Origin of the sequence: Massilia sp. DJPM01, assembly GCF_030348125.1 — a bacterium.
Classification (GTDB): Bacteria; Pseudomonadota; Gammaproteobacteria; order Burkholderiales; family Burkholderiaceae_D; genus Telluria_A; species Telluria_A frigida.
Window position 1 is genome coordinate 146,097 of sequence record NZ_JAQOZV010000002.1, and the last position, 19,634, is coordinate 165,730.

The 19,634-nt window shown below is 62.9% G+C and carries 14 protein-coding genes; 3 read left to right on the top strand and 11 right to left on the bottom strand.

Annotated features, from left to right (window positions below; genetic code table 11):
* Nucleotides 1-4: 4 nt before the first annotated feature.
* Nucleotides 5-1,225: an HD-GYP domain-containing protein gene (locus PO883_RS02100; protein ID WP_289308287.1), complete on the bottom strand. Its 1,221-nt coding sequence runs from the start codon at nt 1,223-1,225 to the stop codon at nt 5-7.
* A 125-nt stretch (nt 1,226-1,350) separates the two neighbouring features.
* Here PO883_RS02100 and PO883_RS02105 point away from each other — a divergent pair, with 125 nt between their 5' ends.
* The 3 genes from PO883_RS02105 to icmF all read left to right on the top strand — a co-directional run bounded on the left by PO883_RS02105 (nt 1,351) and on the right by icmF (nt 9,577).
* Nucleotides 1,351-2,283 carry a LysR substrate-binding domain-containing protein gene (locus tag PO883_RS02105; protein WP_289308288.1) on the top strand — a complete coding sequence of 311 codons (933 nt, stop codon included), beginning with the start codon at nt 1,351-1,353 and terminating at the stop codon, nt 2,281-2,283.
* A 234-nt stretch (nt 2,284-2,517) separates the two neighbouring features.
* Nucleotides 2,518-6,081, top strand: a complete 3,564-nt coding sequence (locus tag PO883_RS02110) for an indolepyruvate ferredoxin oxidoreductase family protein (protein WP_289308289.1) — start codon at nt 2,518-2,520, stop codon at nt 6,079-6,081.
* A 208-nt stretch (nt 6,082-6,289) separates the two neighbouring features.
* Nucleotides 6,290-9,577: a fused isobutyryl-CoA mutase/GTPase IcmF gene (icmF, locus tag PO883_RS02115; protein ID WP_289308290.1), complete on the top strand. Its 3,288-nt coding sequence runs from the start codon at nt 6,290-6,292 to the stop codon at nt 9,575-9,577.
* 41 nt (nt 9,578-9,618) lie between these two features.
* Here the strand turns inward: icmF and PO883_RS02120 are convergent, their stop codons facing one another.
* The 10 genes from PO883_RS02120 to PO883_RS02165 form a co-directional block, all read right to left on the bottom strand.
* Nucleotides 9,619-10,374: a tRNA(His) guanylyltransferase Thg1 family protein gene (locus tag PO883_RS02120; protein WP_289308291.1), complete on the bottom strand. Its 756-nt coding sequence runs from the start codon at nt 10,372-10,374 to the stop codon at nt 9,619-9,621.
* Nucleotides 10,364-10,807, bottom strand: a complete 444-nt coding sequence (locus tag PO883_RS02125; protein WP_289308292.1) for an AAA family ATPase — start codon at nt 10,805-10,807, stop codon at nt 10,364-10,366. The genes PO883_RS02120 and PO883_RS02125 overlap by 11 nt, the downstream gene beginning before the upstream one ends.
* 17 nt (nt 10,808-10,824) lie before the next feature.
* Entirely contained in the window at nt 10,825-11,310 is a 486-nt protein-coding gene (locus tag PO883_RS02130; RefSeq protein ID WP_289308293.1) for a hypothetical protein, read from the bottom strand.
* Between the two features lie 152 nt (nt 11,311-11,462).
* Entirely contained in the window at nt 11,463-12,014 is a 552-nt protein-coding gene (locus PO883_RS02135) for a hypothetical protein (RefSeq protein ID WP_289308294.1), read from the bottom strand.
* A gap of 37 nt (nt 12,015-12,051) precedes the next feature.
* Nucleotides 12,052-12,585, bottom strand: a complete 534-nt coding sequence (locus PO883_RS02140) for a hypothetical protein (RefSeq protein WP_289308295.1) — start codon at nt 12,583-12,585, stop codon at nt 12,052-12,054.
* A gap of 80 nt (nt 12,586-12,665) precedes the next feature.
* On the bottom strand, nt 12,666-14,000 hold the full coding sequence (locus PO883_RS02145; RefSeq protein WP_289308296.1) for a reverse transcriptase family protein: 1,335 nt from the start codon (nt 13,998-14,000) through the stop codon (nt 12,666-12,668).
* A gap of 249 nt (nt 14,001-14,249) precedes the next feature.
* Nucleotides 14,250-15,260 (bottom strand): substrate-binding domain-containing protein, encoded by a 1,011-nt coding sequence (locus PO883_RS02150; protein ID WP_289308297.1) that lies wholly within the window; start codon nt 15,258-15,260, stop codon nt 14,250-14,252.
* Nucleotides 15,261-15,311: 51 nt separating this feature from the next.
* A complete protein-coding gene (locus PO883_RS02155; protein WP_289308298.1) occupies nt 15,312-16,523 on the bottom strand; it encodes a sugar MFS transporter in 1,212 nt (403 codons plus the stop codon).
* Between the two features lie 71 nt (nt 16,524-16,594).
* Nucleotides 16,595-17,239 carry a beta-phosphoglucomutase gene (gene pgmB, locus PO883_RS02160; RefSeq protein ID WP_289308299.1) on the bottom strand — a complete coding sequence of 215 codons (645 nt, stop codon included), beginning with the start codon at nt 17,237-17,239 and terminating at the stop codon, nt 16,595-16,597.
* Nucleotides 17,236-19,581, bottom strand: a complete 2,346-nt coding sequence (locus PO883_RS02165; RefSeq protein ID WP_289308300.1) for a glycosyl hydrolase family 65 protein — start codon at nt 19,579-19,581, stop codon at nt 17,236-17,238. Before PO883_RS02165 ends, pgmB begins: the two co-directional genes overlap by 4 nt.
* Nucleotides 19,582-19,634: the final 53 nt, after the last annotated feature.

Here is a 19,634-nt window from a genome sequence, read left to right on the forward strand (position 1 = left end):
ATGCTTACCCGACGCTGAGGAAGCGCATCGGGTCGACATTCCACTTTTGCGGCGACTCGGGGCGGACGATCTTGTCGCCGCCGCCGAAACCCAGCGGGCGCGACAAATCCACCGTCTCCGGCTTGATATACCCATTGTGCCGGGTGTTGAAAAACACATTCACCTTGGGCGCCAGCAGATTGGTCTCATGCGGGGCGATCACCACCGCCAGCCGCCCCGATTCCAGCATCACCATGGTTCCCACCGGATAAATCCCCACGCAGCGCATGAATTCCTGCGCGTACGTGGGATGAAAGTGGAACTTGCTCCACTCATAAATCTGGCGCAGCGCTTCGGCCGCCGAGATGCCCTTGTGATAGCAGCGGTCGGCCGTGATGGCGTCGTACACATCGACGATGGCCGCCATCTGCGCCAGCTCGCTGATGGCGCCCTCGCCCTGCTGGTCCGGATAGCCGCTGGCATCGCGCCGCTCGTGGTGATGCAGGGTGATATCGAGCGGAATCGGGCCGACGTCAGGCGACTTGATCAAGATATCGTAGCCGTCGCGCGGGTGCTTCCTGACGATGGCAAACTCCTCGTCCGTCAGCCGCCCCGGCTTGTTGAGGATATGGTCCGGCACCAGCGCCTTGCCGGTATCGTGCAGCAGCCCGCCCAGGCCGGCCTGGTGGGTGGTGTCGGCATCTATCCCGCGCGAGCGGCAAAACGCCACCAGCAGGGTACACACGCTGACCGAATGCAAGAAGGTGTAGTCGTCCTTGGTCTTGATGCGCAGCAGGCCCATCAGCGCGCCGGGATTGCGCAGGATCGACTCGGTGATGTTCTGCACCACCGGCGACACGTTGTCGAGTTCGATGGCCTTGCCCAGCCGCGCATCCTGCATCACGGTGCGCACCAGGCCGGTCGCCTGGTGGCGGATCACGGCGGCGCGCTTGAGTTCCTCGGCCAGGCTGGTGCGCGTGACGATCACCGGCGGCGCGGCGATGGCCACCAGCGCCTCTTCGGTGCGCTGGCGGGTTTCATCGAGCGTGGGTGCATGGTCGACGTCGAGCCCTTTGCTGCAATCGATCACCACGTCGTGGATGCCGGCATCGATCATCTTGCGGATTTCCTCGTCGCTGGCCAGCAGGAAACGGTTGCGCACGAACGGATGCGTCATCCAGTCGCAGCTCAGGTCATGGATGTACATGCCGGGCTTGAGGTGGGAAGCATCGACTTTCTTGAGCATTTTTCTGTCCGCCTGTGGTGTAATCTCGCGCAATTGCGGCGACCACGACAGTATAACGTCAATATTTCCCTAATGCATTAACACTTGCCTAAACCCACCAAGTCAACTCACCACCCCGGACGAACATGGAATTACGCCAGCTGCGCTACTACGTCGCCATTGTCGATCACGGCTCGCTCTCGCGCGCGGCGCTGGTTCTGCACGTGGCCCAGCCGGCCCTGACCCAGCAATTGCGCCAGCTTGAAGACGAGCTCGGCGCGCAATTGCTGCACCGCTCGGCCCAGGGCGTGCTTACCACCGACGCCGGCAAGGTGTTTTACGAGCATGCGCTGGCGATCCTGAAGCAGGTCGGCGACGCCCGTTCGGCCGTGACCCAGTCGACCACCAGGCCTTCCGGCAGTGTCACGCTGGGGCTGCCGCACAGCATCTCGGGCGCCCTGGCCCTGCCCTTGCTGATGGCGGCGCGCACCACCTATCCGGAAATCACCCTGCAGCTCACCGAAGAACTGTCCGGCAATCTGAACGAACAGCTCAAGTCGGGCCGGATCAACCTGGCGGTGCTGTTCGACGATGGCCAGCTGGGGGCCTTCGCCAGCAGCGCGCTGGTGGAGGAAGAGCTGAGTTTCATCTGCCGCGCCGGATCGGCTTTCAGCCCGCCGGGCGAGCGGGTGGCGCTGGCCGACGCGCTGGCCACCACCCTGATCTTGCCGGCCCAGCAGCAAGGAGTGCGTCCGCGCATCGAGAACGTGGCGCGCGCGGCCGGCCTGCACCTGTCGAACGTGATCGAAATCAACTCGATCGCCATCCTCAAGTCGGCGATTTTGGCCGACATGGGCGCCACCATCCTGCCGGTGGCCCCGCTGCTGGCCGACATCGAACGCGGCGCCATGCTGGCCCGGGCCATCCACAGCCCGGCGCTGGCGCGCACGGTGACCCTGTGCGCCTCGCGCAATATCCCGCTGACCAACGCGGCCGCCGCGGTCAAGCGCCTGGTGCACCAGGTGACCGAAGAACTGTGCGCCGGCGGCGCCTGGCCGGGCGCGCGCCTGCTCAAATAAGTAGCAAGCACACCGAGCCATCACTTTTTCTTATACCACCATCCCGAAACCGTATTTCCCCTGCGCGCGTGAAGGTCCTACACTCCACGCCAACGGCGATCCATACCGGATAGTCTTGTAAAATCACGCTGTAAAACAAGCCGCATTAAAGCGGCACCCTACCCCGTCACCAAGGCGCCTACCCGGCGCCGTCCTGGCGGGGCAACATCCCGAATACCATTTTGGAGACTCACCATGCCAGATACCCCGGCAACGGCGCCTGCCCCGCAGGACGTCGCTTCACGCCTGACCACGGTCACCCTCGACGACAAATACACGGCGACCACGGGCAATATTTTCCTGTCCGGTATCCAGGCGCTGGTGCGCCTCCCGATGATGCAGCGCGAGCGCGACCAGGCCGCCGGCCTGAACACGGCCGGCTTCATCTCCGGCTACCGCGGCTCGCCGCTGGGCGGCCTCGATGAAAACCTGTGGAAGGCCAAGGCCCACCTCGAAGCGCACCACGTGAAATTCGTGCCGGGCGTGAACGAAGACCTGGCCGCGACCGCCGTGTGGGGCTCGCAGACGGTCGACCTGATCGGCCCGGCCAAGTACGACGGCGTGTTCGCCATGTGGTACGGCAAAGGCCCGGGCGTGGACCGCTGCGGCGACGTTTTCAAGCACATGAACCACGCCGGCACGTCCAGGCACGGCGGCGTGCTGCTGGTGGCCGGCGACGACCACGGTGCCTATTCCTCGACCCTGCCGCACCAGTCGGACCACATCTTCTCGGCCTGCATGGTGCCGGTGCTGTACCCATGCAATGTGCAGGAATACCTGGACCTGGGCGTGCACGGCTGGGCCATGTCGCGTTTTTCCGGCTGCACGGTGGCCTTCAAGGCGCTGGCCGACACGGTCGAATCGAGCGCCTCGGTCGACGCCAACCCGTTCCGCGTGCAAGTGAAGCTTCCGCAAGACTTCGTGATGCCCGAAGGCGGCCTGAATACGCGCCTCTCGTCCGATCCGCTTGGCCTGCAGGCGCGCAAGCAGGAAGCGCTGATGCAGGACTATAAAATCTACGCGGCGCTGGCCTATGCGCGCGAAAACAAGCTCAATCACACCACCATCGACAGCGCCAACGCCAAACTGGGCATCATCGCGTCCGGCAAATCGTATCTCGACGTGCTCGAAGCGCTGGAAGAACTGGGCATCGACGAGAAGATGGCGGCCGACGTCGGCCTGCGCCTGTTCAAGGTCGCCATGCCATGGCCGCTGGAGCCGGACAGCGTGCGCGAATTCGCGCAGGGGCTCGATGAAATCCTGGTGGTCGAGGAAAAGCGCCAGATCGTCGAATACCAGCTCAAGGAGCAGCTGTACAACTGGCGCGACGATGTGCGCCCGAAAGTAATCGGCAAGTTCGACGAAAAAGGCGAATGGGTCGCCCCGCGCGGCGAATGGCTGCTCACCTCCAAGGCCGATTTCTCGGTCTCGCAAGTGGCGCGCGTGATCGCCTCGCGCATCTCGCGCCTGATCACCGATGAGCGCACCTGCGACCTGATCAAGGCGCGCCTGAGCTTTTTGGATGCCAAGGATGCGGTGCTGCGCAAGGCCATCAACACGCCATTCCGTCCCGCGTTCTACTGCTCCGGATGCCCGCACAACACCTCGACCAAGGTCCCGGACGGCAGCTTCGCGCTGGCCGGCATCGGCTGCCACGTGATGGCCACCGCGATCTATCCGGGCATGAACAAGCTAACCACCCACATGGGCGGCGAAGGCGCGCCGTGGATCGGCCAGCAGGCGTTTTCCGAAGTACCGCACGTGTTCCAGAACCTGGGCGACGGCACCTACTTCCACTCCGGCTACCTGGCGATCCGCGCGGCGGTGGCGGCCAAGGTCAACATGACCTACAAGATTCTCTACAACGACGCGGTGGCGATGACGGGCGGCCAGCCGGTCGACGGCCAGACCTCGGTGCCGATGATCGCCCAGCAGATGGCGGCCGAAGGCATCAAGCGCATTGCGCTGGTCACCGAAGATTTGTCGCGCTACAGCGACCGCTCCTCGCTGCCGTCCATCGTCAGCCTGCATGACCGCAAGGAGATGGATGCGGTGCAGCGCGAACTGCGCGAAGTCGAAGGCGTGTCGGTGCTGATCTACGACCAGACCTGCGCGGCCGAAAAACGCCGCCGCCGCAAAAAGGGCGAGTTCCCCGACCCGAACAAGCGCATGGTCATCAACGACGCCGTGTGCGAAGGCTGCGGCGATTGCGGCGTGCAGTCGAACTGCGTTTCGATCCTGCCGAAGGAAACCGAATTCGGCCGCAAGCGCACCATCGACCAGTCGTCCTGCAACAAGGACTACTCGTGCGTGAAAGGCTTTTGCCCGAGTTTCGTCACCGTCGAAGGCGGCACGCTCAAGAAGACCAAGACCGGCGTCACCAAGAATAACGTGGACGATGGCTTCGGCCCGCTGCCGGAACCGGTGCTGCCAAGTATCGAGCAGCCGTACAACATCCTGATCAACGGCATCGGCGGCACCGGCGTGATTACCGTCGGCGCGCTGATGGGCATGGCCGCCCACCTCGAAGGCAAGGGCGCGTCGGTGCTGGACATGACCGGCATGTCGCAGAAAAACGGTTCGGTTACCTCGCACGTGAAGGTGGCGCGTTCGCCCGACCATCTGCGCGCGCAGCGCATCGCCACCGGCGAGGCGGACCTGATCCTCGGCTGCGACATGCTGACCGCCGGCGCTCAGGATGCGATTTCCAAGATGCGTCCGGGCCGCACCATGGCCGTGATCAACCTGCACGAGCAGCCACCGGGCACCTTCGCGCAGAATGCCGACTGGGAGTATCCGGCGGCGGAAGTGCGCGCGCTGATCATGGAATCGGTGGGTGCGCCGGCCATTGACGCGGCTGATTTCATCGACGCGACAAAATTAGCAACCGCGCTGATGGGCGACTCGATCGCCGCCAACCTGTTCATGATGGGTTATGCGTGGCAGAAGGGCCGCATTCCGCTGACCGAGGCATCGCTGCTGCGCGCCATCGAGTTGAATGGCGTGGGCGTGGAGCCGAACAAGAAGAGCTTCCTGTGGGGCCGCCGCGCCGCCGTGGACCTGAAACGCGTGGAGAAGGTCGCTACGCCAACCCAGGCCATCGTGGTGCAGATGCCGCAAAGCCTGGAAAACGTGATCAAGAAGCGCGTCGAGTTCCTGACCGAGTACCAGGATGGCGCATATGCGGCGATCTACGAGCAGCTGGTGGCCAAGGTGCGGGCGGCGGAAACGGCGCAGGGACTGGGCAACCGGCTGTCGACGGCCGTGGCCAAGTACTACTTCAAGCTGATGGCGTACAAGGACGAATACGAAGTGGCGCGCCTGTACACCGACGGCCGGTTTGTCGAGCAGCTCAAGTCGCAGTTCGAGGGCGATTTCTCGGTCAAGTTCAACCTGGCGCCGCCGATGTTCGCCAAGAAGGACGCCAAGGGACATCTGGTGAAGGCGGAATTCGGATCGTGGATGTGGAAGGCGTTTGCGCTACTGGCCAAGTTCAAGGGTTTGCGCGGCGGAGCGTTCGATATTTTCGGGCGCACCGAAGAACGCAAGATGGAGCGCGCGCTGATTGTGGAGTATCGCCAGATGATCGAAGGTTTGATCGCCGGCCTGAATGCGGACAATCATGCCAACGCGGTGGAACTGGCCAACCTGCCGGAGCAGATTCGCGGGTATGGACATGTGAAGGAAAAGGCAGTGGCGCAGTTCCGCGTGGAGAAGGCGCGGCTGCTGGGGGATGGGGCGCATAAGCACGCGGCTTAATCGTCGCTGACGCCAGCTCGCGCTGCTCGCCGCAGCTCCGTCGTTCCCGCGCCAAGGCGGCCCACGGCGGGAACCCAAGTTCGTGCCTACGCTGACAAACTTGGGCTCCCGCCTTCGCGGGAGCGACGGGCTGCTGACGACGGTGTCCACCGCTTGACGTTTACGTAAACGTCATATACCTTACAAGAACGATATCGCAAGGATCATCATGAACGACCTGACTCCCGCCGCCAAACTGAATCTCCCCGAACAGCCGAAACTGGCCAACAAAGTCCGCTTCGTCACCGCCGCCTCGCTGTTCGACGGCCACGACGCATCGATCAACATCATGCGCCGCATCCTGCAATCGAACGGCGTCGAAGTAGTCCACCTGGGCCACAACCGCTCGGTCGACGAAGTCGTCACCGCAGCCCTGGCCGAAGATGTGCAAGGCATTGCCATCTCCAGCTACCAGGGTGGCCACGTCGAATACTTCAAGTACATGATCGACCTGCTGCGCGAACGCGGTGGCGCCCACATCAAGGTATTCGGCGGCGGCGGCGGCGTGATCGTCCCCGACGAAATCGCGGACCTGCATGCCTATGGCGTGACCCGCATCTTCAGCCCGGAAGACGGCCAGCGCATGGGCTTGGTCGGCATGATCCAGTCGATGATCCAGACCTGCGACATCGACCTGTCCACCTATTCCCCGACCACGCTCGCGCCCCTGCAGCAGGGCGACGTGGCCTCGCGCCACCGCCCGCTGGCGCAGCTGATCACCGCACTCGAAAACGAGAAAGCCACGCCGGAACTGCGCAAGGCCATCGTCGACGCGGCCGAAGGCCTGCACGTGCCGACCCTGGGCATCACCGGCACCGGCGGCGCCGGCAAGTCGTCGCTGACCGATGAACTGATCCGCCGCATCCGCCTCGACCAGAACGATGCGCTGAACATCGCGATCATCTCGATCGACCCGTCGCGCCGCAAATCGGGCGGCGCGCTGCTGGGCGACCGTATCCGCATGAACGCGATCAACCCATGGAACGGCCAGGCGCGTGTATTCATGCGCTCGCTGGCCACGCGCGAAGCCGGTTCCGAAATCTCGCAAGCGCTGCCCGACGTGATCGCCGCCTGCAAGGTGGCCGGTTTTGACCTGGTCATCGTCGAAACATCCGGCATCGGCCAGGGCGACGCCGCCATCGTGCCGCACGTGGACGTGTCGATGTACGTGATGACGCCGGAATTCGGCGCCGCGTCGCAGCTCGAAAAAATCGACATGCTGGACTTTGCCGACTTCATCGCGATTAACAAATTCGACCGCAAAGGCTCGCTCGACGCCCTGCGCGACGTCGCCAAGCAGTACCAGCGCAACCGCGAAATGTGGAGCAAGCGTCCGGAAGAAATGCCGGTGTACGGCACCCAGGCGTCGCGCTTCAACGACGATGGCGTGACCGCGCTATACCACGGCCTGCTGCCGAAACTGGGCGAATTCGGCCTGCATATCACGCCGGGCAAGCTGCCACAGACCGACATCCGCCATTCGAGCGGCAAGCACGTGATCGTGCCGCCGGCACGCGCGCGCTACCTCGCCGAAATCGCCGACACCGTGCGCGGCTACCACAAGAACGCATCGAAGCAGGTCAAACTGGCGCGCGAGCGCCAGCAACTGACGGAAGCCAAACGGATGCTGGCGCTGGCATCGAAGAGCGCCGATTTCGACGAACTGATTACGGAGCGCGACAACGCCCTCGACGCCACCGCCAAGAAGCTGCTGGCGATGTGGCCCGAGATGCAAGCCGCGTACGCGGGCGACGACTACGTGGTCAAGATCCGCGACAAGGAAATCCGCACGCGCCTGATCGCCCACACGCTGTCGGGCACCAAGATCCGCAAGGTGGCATTGCCGCGCTATGAAGACCACGGCGAAGTGCTGCGCTTCCTGATGCTGGAAAACGTGCCGGGTTCGTTCCCGTTCACGGCCGGCGTGTTCGCGTTCAAGCGCGAGGGCGAAGACCCGACCCGCATGTTCGCCGGCGAAGGCGATTCGTTCCGCACCAACCGCCGCTTCAAGCTGGTATCGGAAGGCATGGACGCCAAGCGCCTGTCGACCGCGTTCGACTCTGTGACCCTGTACGGCGCCGATCCGGCGCTGCGCCCGGACATTTACGGCAAGGTCGGCAACTCGGGCGTGTCCATCGCCACGCTGGACGACATGAAGGTGCTGTACGACGGCTTTAACCTGTGCAGCCCGAGCACCTCGGTATCGATGACGATCAACGGCCCGGCGCCGACCATCCTGGCGATGTTCATGAACACCGCCATCGACCAGCAGATCGACAAGTTCGTGGTCGAGAACAAGCGCCAGCCGACCGATGACGAAGCGGCCAAGATCCGCGCCTGGGTGCTGCAGAACGTGCGCGGCACGGTGCAGGCCGACATTCTCAAGGAAGACCAGGGCCAGAACACCTGCATCTTCTCGACCGAGTTTTCGCTGAAAGTCATGGGCGACATCCAGGAGTATTTCGTGCATCACCAGGTACGCAATTTCTACTCGGTGTCGATCTCGGGATACCACATCGCCGAAGCGGGCGCGAACCCGATTTCGCAGCTGGCGTTTACGCTCTCGAACGGCTTCACGTTCGTGGAAGCGTACCTGGCGCGCGGCATGCACATCGACGATTTTGCGCCGAACCTGTCGTTCTTCTTCAGTAACGGCATGGACCCGGAATACACGGTGCTCGGCCGCGTGGCACGCCGCCTGTGGGCGGTGGCGATGCGCGACAAGTACGGCGCCAATGACCGCAGCCAGAAGCTCAAGTACCACATCCAGACCTCGGGCCGCTCGCTGCACGCGCAGGAAATCGACTTCAACGATATCCGCACCACCCTGCAGGCGCTGATTGCGATTTACGATAACTGCAACAGCCTGCACACGAATGCGTACGACGAGGCGATCACCACGCCAACCGACGAATCGGTACGGCGCGCACTGGCGATCCAGCTGATCATCAACCGCGAATGGGGCCTGGCCAAGAACGAAAATCCGAACCAGGGTTCGTTCATCATCGAGGAATTGACCGACCTGGTGGAAGAAGCGGTGCTGCAGGAGTTCGAACGCATCGCCGAACGTGGCGGCGTGTTGGGTGCCATGGAAACCGGCTACCAGCGCGGCAAGATCCAGGAAGAGTCGATGCTGTACGAGCACCAGAAGCATGACGGCACGCTGCCGATCATCGGCGTGAACACCTTCCGTAATCCGAAGGCGAACGACACGCCGCAAAAGATCGAACTGGCGCGGTCGACGGACGAGGAAAAGCAGTCGCAGTTGACGCGCCTGGACGACTTCCATCGCCGCAACGCCGAGCAGGCGCCGCAGGTGCTGGCGGCATTGCAGCAGGCAGCCATCGACAATGCGAACGTGTTCGAGAAGCTGATGGAAGCGGTGCGGGTTTGCTCGCTGGGGCAGATTACGACGGCGCTGTTCGAGGTGGGTGGGCAGTACAGAAGGAATATGTAAGCCTGGGTCGTTTCTGCCATCGGCAGGAACGACGCAAGTCATCAGGGAAGCATACCTCGGACCAATTGAGCGTATGCTTCGCCTTCTGGCAAATAAATATCCGTTTTGATCGCGCGCTTGCTCGACACCACCTCACGCTGTTCTTTCGGGTTGTATCCGCGCTTCTCGTCGTCCACCCAGTAAAACGCGGTCCCGCGCAACTGCCACTTTGGCAGCGCGTAGAAATCGATGCCACGGCTGGCCAGCAGCGCCACTTTGTCCTCGAGGGTGCGGCCCTCGATCTGCGCCGCCGCAGCGCCCTTCGCCACGCCCTCTTTCCTCAGCATCCAGTAGCAGTGCGCGTTCAGGCCATTCCTGTGCGCGTCTTCATTACGCCAACGGAAATAATCGACGACGGTCTTGCGGTCCGGCAGCTCGCAAATCCGGCAATCGAAGGCCGCCAGCTCGCCCAGCATCAGGCTGAATTTGGCCGATGCCTCACCGGCCAGGATCGAGTTGTACTTGCGCACCTTTCGCCCGTAAGCATTGATGTCCAGGTCGAACAACAGCGAAATTTCATCGCTTTCGCTGTAACCGTATGTCACCTTGAAACCGCAGTTCATCAAGTGCCGCGTGGTGTCGGCCATCAGTTCGCGGAATCGCACGTCGAACGGCGCATTGAAGCTGACCTTCTCCTTGGTCAGCTTGGTAAAGCTGCGGCCATCGATGCGCGCCACCATGTACACGCCCTGCTCCACGCAGCGGTCGTTGGCGGTCTCGTAGACGCGCATCATCGCGTCGAGTTCGTCAAATTTCATGCCACGCCTTTATAATGAATTGGTCGTCAATGATATCGACGTAGTGTATCTCGTCGAAGCCCTCCCCCATGGTGGGAAGTTCGATTCTCTTGTGCGTGTCGAAAATGCCGACGTCCGGAATCAGGGCGGCGCCGCTGCGGCCACGGTTCCAGGCAAGCGAGCGTTCCAGGTCGATCCGGAAGTACACGCAGATGATCCTGAACTTGCTGCCCTTGAGAACATCGATGTACTTCGCACGCACTTCCCGGGTGGGATTGGTGTTGTCGACCACGAAGGGCATGCTGGTTTCGAGGCAAATTTCCACCAGCTTTTTCTCGCGGTATTTGGTTTTCAGCAGGTCGTTGCTGATACGCAGATGCGTGTTGAAATAATTGTTTTTGTAAAAGGTCGACTTGCCGCTAGCTTGCAGTCCGACAAAAATAATGGCTTCCAATTGTTCTCTTTCATGTTTCAGCGCGTCGGGAGCGAATCGAGGAAGGCGGCGCCGGCCCCTTTCAGCCGTGCTTCGGATTTGCTGACGTGCACCGCAGTCAGTACATGCCTGGCGAAGCTGCCGAAAATAGCGGCGAGCAACCAGAAAAAGCCAGCCAGCGAACCGACCAGCACGCTTTCCTCGATAACCGCGGCAACCACCGTTGCTATACCCAGCCCGAGAATGGCAAGCGAGATAAGGTTAATGCAACGGCGCCGGCGCCGATGACGGTCGCACAGGCCAATGGCAACCTTGGTGGACTCTTGTAACGCAGCGGCCATCACGATATGCACAATGAAGTTTATCGATATCAATGGGTCCCATTTAGGATCGTGGCAGGAAAACCTTTGTGGCTTGCCCATCTGCGCTGACGCATTGCACTTGACGCAGCGCGCAGGCAAAGACGCATCGGCAGGGACGACAAGCAGATTGCCATCGCGCCAACAGCCCGTTGCCGGGCTCATTGGCGCCTCCACTTGCGGCACAGCGTAAGGGGTTGTGGAAGTCTCGTTCACAGCAGCTTTCAAGCAACGCTTCAACTTGCGATATTACTCGGGAAATATACCAGCGAAGCTTGAACTTGCTGCCTATAAAAATCGATAGTCCTCTTGCTGCGTCAGTACTCCGGTAGCGAATCCAGAAAGGCTGAACCGCAGCCTTTCAAGCGGATTTCATGTTCCGTAATGCGCACCGGTTGCAGCAGGCGTGGGCCGGTAACAGCAAGCACGGTGCTAATCAACAGCAACACACCTGCGGGAAATGCCAGCCAGAGCTTGCTCAGTCCAAAAGCGCCAAACAAAGCGATCATGCCGAGCGCGCCGAGGACATGCGCGCCAACGGAACTATTGCGGCGCCGGCGGCGATGTTCATCGCACAGGCCCAACACAAGGACCGCCCTTTTCCGAACGAAAAGGCACACCACCATATATACAACGAGTGGAATCAAGGCATACCAGCCGGGATGGTGCCACATAAAGGCGCGCGGACTGTCCATCGTGGCCGGCTTGTTGCACTTGACACAGCGCGGCGGCAAACGGGCGTCCACGGAAGCGATCAGGATGTTTCCCTCACGCCAGCATGGTTCTTCTTCAAGCGGGTTTTGTGCGCTGAAGATGGGTTCGAAAGATGCTTTTGGCGCTTCGTAGGGATTGGGGGAGATCGGTGTCACGACGTTCTCGGGGAATCGTTGAGGAGGCAATGTGAACTCAGCGCTTGGGCAGCGAGTCGAGAAAGGCGGAGCCGCAGCCTTTCAAGCGGATTTCGTGCTGGGTGATGCTGACCACACGCAAGGTACGCTGACCGCCGATGGCAAGCAAGAGGCCGCACAACATGAGCAGGCAAGCAAGCAAGCCCAGCAAAGGATTGACGCTCCCGGTCGCGTTGAACAGCGCGACGATGCCGAGCGCGAAAAGGCCATACGCGGCCAGCGACACATTGCGGCGGCGGCGGCGGTGTTCGTCGCACAGGCCAAGCACGAGGGTCGCCCTTTTTCGGACAAACATGCTGGCCATGATGTACACCAGGATCGGAATCAGCAGATACCAGCCTGGATGATGCCAGGAAAAGGAACGCGGCTTGTCCATGATCGCCGGCTTGTTGCACTTGACGCAGCGCGGCGGCAGGTGCTCGCGTCTGGACGCGACCAGGATGCCACCATCGCGCCAGCATCGCTTGGTCGCCACGCCGTCATGGAAGGAAGCCTTCGGCGCAGCATACGGGTTGGGGGACAGCGGTGTCACTACGCACTCCGAGAACGGTTGAGAATGCAATCTTAGTCAGGCCAAGTGATTATAGGAAACTATTTTGCTTGCCGCTGTTGTTATCCGGGCGGCCAGGCGATGGCCTCGAACAGGCGTTGCAGACGCTGTCCGCGCTGGGGATTGACCATCGTCACATAGGCGACCTTGCCCGCGAGGTAAGCGCGAAAGTCAGGGCGATGGTCGCGATTCTGCGCCTGCGGCCCGTGGCGGGCGCAGTTGGTCAGCGTGGCCTTGAGCAGGTCGAACTCGGTACGCGCGATGTTGGGATGGCGGTTGACGACGATGCCGGTGACCTGTTGACGGGTCCCGGCGCGCATCATGCGCGTCTTGCGCGTGTTGATGGCAAAGCCTTCTTCGATGGCGATGGCGCCCACTTGCGCGTGGAAACGCTCCATGGCGCGTTCCAGTTCGCGCCCGCCGGAGAACACCAGGTCGTCCGCGTAGCGGCTGTAGCGCGCGCCGAGCGACTGCGCCAGGGCATCGAGGCGCAGGTCGAGCCGCCAGGCGCAGGCGTTGGCCAGTGCCGGCGAACAGGGCGAGCCTTGCGGCAGGTGCGGCGCGCGCAGTGCCTGGCGCCGGGTCCAGGTGAGCGCGTCGGCGCCGGCGGGCGCGCGCAGCACACCGGCCGGCACGCGGTTGACGCACAGGCGCGCCAGCACGCGCGCCACGGTCTGCGAATAACCCAGCTTCGCAAACAGCGCATGAATGCGCGAGGCCGGAATGCTGGGGAAGAAATCCTTGAGGTCCATGCGGATCACCACGCGCTGTCCGCTGTGCAGGGCCGCATGGGTGACGCAGGAATGAGCACGCCGGAAGCCATGCGCGGCCGGATGCGCGGGCACGCGGTCGAGCAGTTCGCGCAAGATGGTGGCTTGCATGGCGCGCAGGCGCTGCTTGGGGATTTCGATCAGACGCACGCCGCCGCTGCGCTTGGGTACCCAGCGGTAGTGGTAGTGCTCCAGTTGCGCGGCCGGCATCGGCTCGCGGCGCCACTGGTCGGCGAACCACCCAAGTTCGTCGGGTCGCAGCCGCAGCCAGTGCGCCAGGTCGCCCACGGAGGGCAGCGCCGGCAGCGCGAGCGCGGCCAGCCACTCGGGGGGCGGCGGGACCAGCGGCAGGTCGAGGCAGTAATGCTTGATGTGCGGCGCCGGTCCGTCGCCCTCCCACGCCTCGTGAAACTCCTCCAGCTCAAAAATGATCTGCGCCAGTTCATCGCGGCTGAAATAGTAAAAGTGTTCGGCGGTGCGCGCGTGGATTTGCTCGCACAGCGCCGGTATCCACGGCCACGGATGGCCGAACGCCCACGTCGCGCTGGCGATCAGCCCGGCGAGGGTTGCGTCGCGCGCCAGCATGGTGTCGGCGAGCGCCAGGGCGACGGCGTCTTTGGGAATCATGGGTTGTCAGCGGTTGTCGGCTTTAAGGGGGGGGCGGAGAGCCTTCAACCAGTCTGGTGAAGCTTGAGTTGTGGTGCGCGTCAGCGCACCGGCACTCATGCGGTGAATTGCACAGCAATGAATATCCCACGGGGTAGCCCCGTAGAGGCTTGTCCCTGCACGAGGCAGGAACACGCCGGCTTGAAGGATCCGCCCGCGTAGAGAGTAAGGCAATTTTGCATGAACGTCAATGCGGCTGCCGCACCGTAATCAGCCGATGCAGCGCCCGACAGTGGCACCGGGCAGCAGCACCGGCTGCCACAAGACCTGCAACTGCGCCGGCGGCGTGCCCGCCACCAGCGCCGAGAGCATTTCGGTCATCTTGGCGCCGGCCTCGTTCGGGCCTGGCTGGTCGATGGTGGTGACGTTCGATCCGACCAGACTGTCCTCGATGCTGCCCCAGACGATGACGGACATGTCCTTGCCGATCTCGACGCCGGCATCTAACAGCGCGCGCACCGCGCCCACGCCGGAGAGGTGATTGTCGACGATGACGGCGGTCGGGCGCGGCAAGCAGGCCAGCAGCTCCTGCATGGCCTGGTAACCGGTGCGGCGGTCGAGCGTGTTGTCGACCAGGTGACGCGGATCGACCGCGAGGCCCGCCGCCTGCATGCAGGCGATGAAGCTGTTCTTGCGCTGGCACGCGAAATTGAGTTCGAGCGGCGCGCTCACCAGCGCGATGCGGCTGTGGCCATGTTCAATCAGGTGCGCGCATGCCAGCCCGATGCCGGCCTCGTTGTCGTAGTCGAACCAGGCGTATGGCTGCTTGAGTTCCGTGCGGCCGTGCGCCACGAACGGAAAACCCTTCTTCACCAGATAGGCAATGCGCTCGTCGTGGACCAGCGTGCGGCTGACCACCAGGCCATCGACGCGGCGTCCGCGCACCATCTGCTCGTACGACGGCAGTTCGTTTTGCGGCGACACCGGCGCGATGATCAGGTTCATCTTGCTCTTTTCAAGCGCGGCCGACATGCCGCCCACCACGCCCAGGAACATCGGGTCACCCAGGTCGCTCGGCAGCAGCGGATAGATGATGCCGAAGACATTGGTGCGCCCCACCGCCAGGCTGCGCGCCATCGGATTGGCTTCGTAGCCGGCTTCCTTGGCGGCGGCCAGCACGCGCTCGCGCGTGTGCACATTGACTTCGGGGTAGCCGTTCAGGGCACGGCTGACGGTGGTCTTTGAAATCCCGAGCGTACGGGCCAGGCTCTTGAGATTCATGGTCGAACTTCGTTGGGCGATGTCGTAAAGACTGCGATTATAGCAACAGGGTCACGCGGCACGATCGACCTGCCGTTTAAAGAAGTACAAGGTGATCAGCACCAGCGTGATTGGCACCAGCGTCAGGTAGAACGCGAAGTGGCCGCTGAAATTGCCGAACACGTAGCCGGTGATGAAAGAGCCGGTGGTGCCGCCCAGCGCCGAAAAAATCACCAGCAGCCCGGTCATCGACGAGTGCTGGTGCGGCGGCAGGGAACTGAGCATGACCGAATTGATTCCGGGGTAAATCGGCGCCATGAACAGGCCAATCAGCGGGAACAGGAAGGTTGCCAGCGGCGCGCTGGACCAGGTGATGTTGGGGTCGGCCACCACGTCGTGCGTGAGCGGAAGCGCCAGCAGCACCATGGCGGCCATGCCGATCACGCAGATGTTCATCACCGGGTACCAGTTCATCTTGCGCATCACGACACCGGCGGACAGGCGCCCGATGGCGAGGCAGGCGGCGAAGATGCTGGTCACCTGCACGCTCATGGCCGCCGGCAGCTTGAGGATTTCGTTGTTGAAGGTCGGCAGCCAGGTGCCCACGCTTTGCTCGATCAGCACGTACAGGAAGGCGGTCATGACGAATACGCACACCAGCGGCTTGAAAAACAGCTTGAGCATGGCGGTAAAATCGTCCCAGCGGCTACGCCCCGCCGGCAGCTGCGCGCTGCCTTCCTCGAACGTGGTGGACAGCACCAGTACGAAGGTGACGGCGCACAGCCCGGCCAGCACCCAGTACACCTGCAGCCAGCTGCGCGAAGCAGGGTCGGACGAATCGATGAAGTAGCCGAAGATCCAGTAGGCACTCAACACGCCGACCATGAACACACCTTCGAGCGTATTCATGATGCCGGCATGGTGGCGGCGGTCGCGTGCGATCAGACCCAGGGTCGAATAGACCGACACCTTGACCAGCGCGAACGCCACGCCCACGCACAGGAACAGCAGCTTGGCGGTCCAGAAGGCAGGTACCAGCGGCATGGCGATGCTGGCGGCGGTAACCAGCGCCAGGGCTGCGAGCATGGCGTTCTTGTAGCCGATGCGGGGCAGGAAGGACGCCACCAGGAATGACACGACCGCAATCGGCAAGTCCTTGAACGCTTCCAAAATGCTGGCGCTCGATTTGGTCACGCCGTAGTTGCCGATGACCTGGAGGATGACCGTGCCGACGCTGTTAAGCAGGATCGCAAAGACGAAGTAAATCAGAAAAAGGGCTAACATGATGCGTTGGTTTTTCACGCTGTCTCCATTGTATTTTTTATTCTGTGTTCCACGACGGACCTGCTGGACGCTTACTGGCAATCCTCCAGCTTGAAGCGGTCCAGCGCCGGGATGACGCGGTCGGCCTGCGTGAGCACGTCCGGGCTGCCGATGCCCAGTGCCCACATGCCGGCGCTCTTGATCGACGCCACGCCGGCCACCGCGTCTTCCACGCCGAGGCAGTCGCCCGGCGCCACGTCCAGTTCGCGCGCCGCCGTCAGGAAAATCTCCGGATGCGGCTTGCTGTTGGCGATCAGCGCGGCGTCCACCACGTAGTCGAAACGATCGCGAATGCCGAGGCGTTCGAGCACCGTGAAGGCGTTCTTGCTCACCGAGGCCAGGCCGATGCGCAGGCCGGCCGCGCGCACCGCCGCCAGCGCCTCGACCGCGCCGGGCAGCAGGTCGGCCGCCGACATGGTGGCGATCAGCTCCTGGTAGTGGCGGTTCTTGGCGTCGGCCAGCGCCAGCTTTTGTTCATCGCTGTAGCTGCGCGACGCACCGGCCAGGATCAGATTCAGGGAGCCCATACGGTCGATGCCCTTCAACTGTTCGTTGAACGCTTCGTCGAAATGCACGCCTTCCGATTCGGCCAGCCGCTTCCACGCCAGGTAATGATAATGCGCGGTGTCGGTGATGACGCCATCGAGATCGAAAATCACTGCCTTGAACCTGCTCATGCCTTTTCCTCCTGAAGTGCACGCGCGACCGATACCGATGGCGCGGCGCGGGTCAGCGCCACGCGCTCGCCGCAGTGGGTCAGTCCGAGCGCCTCGCCTTGCAGCAGCGTGTAGCGCGCGTGGGTGGCGTCGATGCGTACTTGCAGCAGCGCGCCGTGGATGTGGATCTGGAACTGGTAGTGCTGCCAGCGCGCCGGCAGGGTGGGCGCAAAGCGCAGCGCGCCGTCGGTCACGCGCATGCCGGCAAAGCCATTGGCCACGCCCATCCAGGTGCCCGCCATGGCCGCCGTGTGCACGCCGTAGTGGGTGTTCCCGTGCGTGTCGTCCAGATCCAGGCGCGCGGTCTCCATGAAGTAATCGTAAGCCTTGTCGTGGTAGCCCACTTCCGAGGCGATGATGCTGAAGATGCAGGACGACAGTGACGAATCATGCGTGGTCACGGCTTCGTAATAGTCGAAGTCGCGCTTCTTGTCGTCTTGCGTGAACTGCTCGGACAGCAGCAGCAGCGCCAGCACCACGTCGGCCTGCTTGCACACCTGGTGGCGGTAGATCACCAGCGGGTGGTAGTTCAGCAGCAGCGGATAGTTTTCTTTCGGCGTGGCGGCGAAGTCCCATGGCTTTTTGCCGAGGAAGCTGTCGTCCTGCTCGTGGATGCCGAGGGCGGCGTCGTAGGGCAGCGCCATGCGGCCGGCGGCGCGGCGCCAGGCGGCCGGTTCGGCGTCGTCAAGGCCGATGGTTTGCGCAATGCGTTCGAAGTCGTGCGGGCGCGCGCCGCGCAGGGTGTCGACAATCTCCGCCGCGAAGCGCAAGTGCATCTGCGCCATGGCATTGGTGTAGTAGTTGTTGTTGACCAGTGCCGTGTATTCGTCGGGACCGGTGACTTCGTTGATGCAGAAGCGCCCGGAGCGGTCGTAATTGCCGATCCCGATCCAGATGCGCGCCGTTTCGAGCACGATTTCGGCGCCGGCCGAAGCCATGTAATCGAGGTCGCCGGTGGCGTCCAGATACAGCTTGATGGAGTAGGCGATATCGGCATTGATGTGGTACTGCGCGGTCCCGGCCGGGAAGTAGGCGGAGCACTCTTCGCCGGCGATGGTGCGCCACGGGTACAGCGCGCCTTTGGCATGCGACATCTGGCGCGCACGCGCGCGGGCCTGCTCAAGACCGGCGTAGCGGTAGGCCAGCAGCTGTTTGGCGATCTCCGGTTTGCTGTACAAGAAAAACGGGAAAATGTAGATCTCCGTGTCCCAGAAGTAGTGGCCTTCGTAGCCTTCGCCGGTCACGCCCTTGGCGGCGATGTTGGTCTTGCCGTCGCGGCCGACCGATTGCAGCAGGTGGAACTGGTTGAAGCGAATGCCTTGCTGGAGCGCGTCGTCGCCGGCGATTTCCACGTCGGCGCGGTCCCAGAAGTCGGCCAGGTACGCCCCCTGGCGCGCGCACAGGGCATCGAAGCCGTCGGCTTTGGCCTTGCTTAGCGCGGCGCCGGCGAGGCCCGCCAGTTCCGCCTCGGGATAGTCGCGCGATGAAAAATAGACGCCGTACTTGGTCAGGCTTTGCGGCAGCATCACGTCCAGGTTGAACACAAAACTGTGGCTGGCCGCCAGCTCGTGGCGGCTCGCGCTGCCCGCCACCGCAGCCACGGTGTCGATCGCGCTCACCAAGGTAAAGCCGCTGTTGTGGGTGCGCTGGGTGAGGCTGGACGTCGTGGCGCCCTGCTCCACCGCCAGCAGGTGCAGCGCGGGACCCGACACGGCGGAGCCGATGCGCGGATCGTCGCCGGCTTCCTGGTTGCGCACAGCGCCGTCAATGCCGGAGACCACGCGTACCTGCCCGGAGAAATTAAGCGCGGTCAGTTCGACATCAAGCGCGAACAGGTGCTTGTCGGCCAAGGAGACCACGCGCCGCGTGACAAGGCCAAGGCGCTTGCCGCTCGGGGAGGTCCATTCGACGCTGCGGCGCAGCACGCCGGTACGAAAGTCGAGCACGCGCTCGTAGCGATCGAGCGCGCCTTGCAGCGGGTCGAAGCGTTCGTCGCCGAGCCAGACGTCGATGCCTTTCGCATTCGGCACGTTGAGCATGAACTGGTTGGTCTTGGCCAGCGCGAAGGCGGCTTCCGGATAGACGATCGGTTCGGACTCGTAGAAGCCATTGAGGTAAGTGCCGTCGAGCGAGGTGCCGGCCGGGCCGCTGTAGCCTTCTTCCGGCGTGCCGCGCAGGCCGATGTAGCCGTTACCGAGGGCGAACAGGGTCTCGTTCAAAAAGTGCGTGGCGGGGTCGAAGACGGTCTCGCGAAGGCACCATGGATCGGTCGGGAGAGCGTGGGGAATACTTGCGTGCGGCACGGTTTTGTCCTTTGTCTGTCTTTTGAAATTTGCGCTTCAAACCGGTTTGGATT